Origin of the sequence: Microcystis sp. M49636_WE2 (assembly GCF_030065375.1) — a bacterium.
Classification (GTDB): Bacteria; Cyanobacteriota; Cyanobacteriia; order Cyanobacteriales; family Microcystaceae; genus Microcystis; species Microcystis aeruginosa_C.
Window position 1 is genome coordinate 1 of record NZ_JASJFG010000518.1, and the last position, 1857, is coordinate 1857.

The window sequence follows — 1857 nt, forward strand, 5'->3', positions numbered from 1 at the left end:
ACGGCGCTCCCCATCCAGAGACAAGCGATCGCCGTTTGTTGTCCTTCGACGATCCACAGGGGAGTATCGAGGCAAAAAAACTGTCTGACTGTATCAGCTAGATGGGAGAGGTTTTTTTGTTCGGGAAAAAATTCTTGATAGGTGCGGGTGAGAAAATTAATGAGTAGATAGCGATCGCTCGGTTTTCCCAGTCGCAGCTGATAATTTTCGGGAAGGTTAGCCATGCCAAGGATAAGAGAAAATTATGCCCAGGGATGGCTCGATCGGAGCGGGTGCGGCTAAATCTGCTGGCAAAAAAATCCGGATGCTGGTGGCAACCAGAGCAACTAAAAACACTAAGATAGTCAGGAGGGGAGCGATATATTGCCGGAAAAAAGCCATAATTATTTGATCTCTAAACTGCTGTTCTTTCTATTTTAGGGATTGCCAGTGGAGATATCAGCAATTTTTTTCCTGAAAATTCGCCTAAAAAAAAGTGACCGGCACACCGATCACCAGAAACCGACAACTAGACTATGACCAAACACCGATTAACTCTAACGAAGGTGCAAATAGGCCGCCTCTGCTTCCAATTGACGAACTAGAGCCTCATTTCCCTGCGCTCTAGCCACTTCCAGTCGGTGTTGTAAATTTCTGCGGAGTGTTTCTCTATGGGCCACGGTGGCCTGTGTTAGGACTTGCTGACGATTTTTGTTCATGATGGACAGACTTTTGAGCGACTTAACTTACCTTATATCTAAATCATAACATTCTCCTTGGGGAACTGTATCTTTAGATACTGAATTTCCCATTAAGATTTATTAAAGCTGTTGGCCACCCTAGGAACCAGTCAATGACGGAAAAGACACTGATAACCCTTACTAGCGATTTTGGACTACAGGACGGTTATGTGGGCATGATCAAGGGAGTAATCGCGGGAATTGCTCCCCATGCTCGCACTATCGACCTGAATCATCAAATTTCGCCCCAAGACCTTTACGCTGGTCGTTTTATTCTCCTGAATGCCTATCAATATTTTCCCCAAGGCACTATTCATCTGGCAGTTATAGATCCGGGAGTGGGAAGCAAAAGACGCGGGGTAGGGATTCGTTTTGCCGGTGGTTATTTAGTCGGGCCAGATAATGGTTTATTTAGTGGCATTTTAAGTCAATCTCCCGCTATATCCGCCGTTAATCTCGATAATTCTTCCTATTGGCGCACCCCTAACCCTAGCACTACTTTTCATGGTCGTGATATTTTTGCTCCTGTGGCTGCTTATTTGGCCCGGGGAGTACCCCTAGAAATGTTGGGTGAGATTATTGATCCCGATAGCTTGCAACAATTAGCGATCGCTGTTCCCCAGATCGAGGAAGATAAAATTAGGGGTCAAATTCAATATATTGACATTTTCGGCAATTTAATCAGCAATATCCCCAATTATCTCCTAGAAGGAAAAAATTGGTCGGTGCAGTTGGGTCCAAAAATTATCCCCGCAAAAAACACCTACAGTGATGTTCCTTCCGGGGAAATAGTCGCTTTTATCGGTAGTCACGGGGGGTTAGAAATTGCCGTCAATAGTGGCAGCGCTCAAAAGCAATTACACCTAAATATTGGCGATGCGATCGAGGTTAGAATAGATAGGAGTCAGTGATCAAAACTGATAACTGATAACTGATAACTGATAGAGCCTTTTAATCAATTCTCATGCTAATATCTAACCAAGTAGAACGAGTAATCGGGGCGCTAGTGGAAATATAATCTACTCCTGTTTCGGCAACGTTGCGAATGCGATCGAGGGTAATATTTCCCGATGCTTCTATTTTGGTTTTACTATTAAAATTGCGGATCATCTCCACAGCAGTTTGCATCATCTCTAAA

At 44.0% G+C, this 1857-nt stretch carries 3 protein-coding genes and 2 pseudogenes; 1 reads left to right on the plus strand and 4 read right to left on the minus strand.

Annotation, left to right across the window (positions count from 1 at the left end):
- The 3 genes and pseudogenes from PX484_RS12075 to pirA form a co-directional block, all read right to left on the minus strand.
- Window positions 1-224 (minus strand): annotated as a pseudogene (locus PX484_RS12075) (GNAT family N-acetyltransferase); the annotation flags it as partial.
- Entirely contained in the window at window positions 217-381 is a 165-nt protein-coding gene (locus PX484_RS12080) for a DUF8624 family small hydrophobic protein (protein ID WP_004163564.1), read from the minus strand. The pseudogene PX484_RS12075 and the gene PX484_RS12080, both read right to left, overlap by 8 nt.
- 155 nt (window positions 382-536) lie before the next feature.
- Window positions 537-698 (minus strand): arginine synthesis PII-interacting regulator PirA, encoded by a 162-nt coding sequence (gene pirA / locus PX484_RS12085; RefSeq protein ID WP_002733724.1) that lies wholly within the window; start codon window positions 696-698, stop codon window positions 537-539.
- Between the two features lie 134 nt (window positions 699-832).
- Between pirA and PX484_RS12090 the strand changes: the two genes are divergently transcribed.
- Window positions 833-1630 carry an SAM hydrolase/SAM-dependent halogenase family protein gene (locus tag PX484_RS12090; protein ID WP_287767295.1) on the plus strand — a complete coding sequence of 266 codons (798 nt, stop codon included), beginning with the start codon at window positions 833-835 and terminating at the stop codon, window positions 1628-1630.
- Window positions 1631-1670: 40 nt separating this feature from the next.
- On the opposite strand, the pseudogene PX484_RS12095 reads toward PX484_RS12090, so the two are convergent.
- Window positions 1671-1857 (minus strand): annotated as a pseudogene (locus tag PX484_RS12095) (carboxylating nicotinate-nucleotide diphosphorylase); the annotation flags it as partial.